At 51.1% G+C, this 1,101-nt stretch carries 2 protein-coding genes; both read left to right on the top strand.

Translation table 11 applies throughout. The features are described from left to right. The first annotated feature begins 497 nt into the window (after positions 1–497). Positions 498–656 (top strand): transposase, encoded by a 159-nt coding sequence (locus C7K08_RS14420; protein WP_106501170.1) that lies wholly within the window; start codon positions 498–500, stop codon positions 654–656. Positions 657–822: 166 nt separating this feature from the next. Then, a complete protein-coding gene (locus C7K08_RS15325) occupies positions 823–1,086 on the top strand; it encodes a hypothetical protein (protein WP_133165267.1) in 264 nt (87 codons plus the stop codon). The last annotated feature ends 15 nt before the right edge of the window (positions 1,087–1,101 follow it).

The raw sequence follows: 1,101 nt of genomic DNA, 5'->3' as shown, positions 1-1,101 counted from the left end.
GCAAACTTTGCTGCCGTTGCCGCAAATATTGATGCCATGCGTCCAATTTAGATCAATCTAAACAACATCTGGGAATACACAAACTTGCAGCAAGCAGTTGAAGCTGCCTTAGAAATGCAGAAGCATTGGCGTGTCTTGGTTTGGAGTTGTGGGGGTAAAAGGCAGCAAAGGATTAAGAAAAACACCTAGTGCGCTGCAATAAAACGCTGAAACCCGTTGCAGTTAATTGTTTATGCAATATCTGCATAAACTTGACGAAATACTTATAAACGAATACAATATAAAGAGATATAGATGCATGGGCGTTCTGCCTCCTGGTATTCATTGCTTCTCTGCCGTTTCTTGAGGGTTTGGGTTTTATGGCATTTGCAAAACCCAATACAATTCTGAGCACGCTGCTGAACCAGTGGAAAAGTTTGCTGTGACGTGGACCCCAAAAACTGAACCAGTTCTTATGAGAGCTTYCCTACCGGCCAGAMTTGGCCAGGAGAAGCYCCATGAAACGCAAACGCCACAACCCTGAGCAGATCATYCGCAAGCTGCGCACCGCGGAACAACTGCTTAACCAAGGCCAAGCCGTCGCCGATGTCTGCAGAGCTCTGGAGGTCTCAGCCCCTACTTATTACCGCTGGCAGCAGCTATATGGCGGGATGTAGACGCAGTCGGGCGGAGCCCATAAGCGACTGAGGCCAAACGCCTAAAAGAGCTTGAGCTGGAGAACACCCGCCTTAAGCGCCTCCTTGCAGATGCTGAGCTTGATAAAGCCATGCTCAAGGAGCTTGCCGAGGGAAACTTCTGAGCCCGGAGCGTCGTCGCAGGGCCGTGGTGGTTCTGCATGATCGATTCCGGGTTTCTCAACGTCGTGCCTGCCGGTTGACAGGTCAACACCGCAATACCCAGCGGCGCCCTGTTCCGCCAGCAGACATCGAGGAGCAGAAGTTAAAACGGCGGATCCTGGAGCTGGCCCGGCGCCATGTGCGCTGGGGCAGGCGGCTTGATCACCCCACTAGCTCTCATAAGAACTGGAGCAAACATGGGGGTCACGTCACAGGGTTACCCGCAGGATTCAGTAACGACATATTATAAAATCTACTATTAAGC

This window comes from Synechococcus lacustris str. Tous, from assembly GCF_003011125.1.
GTDB lineage: Bacteria > Cyanobacteriota > Cyanobacteriia > PCC-6307 > Cyanobiaceae > Synechococcus_D > Synechococcus_D lacustris.
Note: the sequence above shows the minus strand (reverse complement) of the source record. Positions and strands in the feature narration are given on the sequence as shown.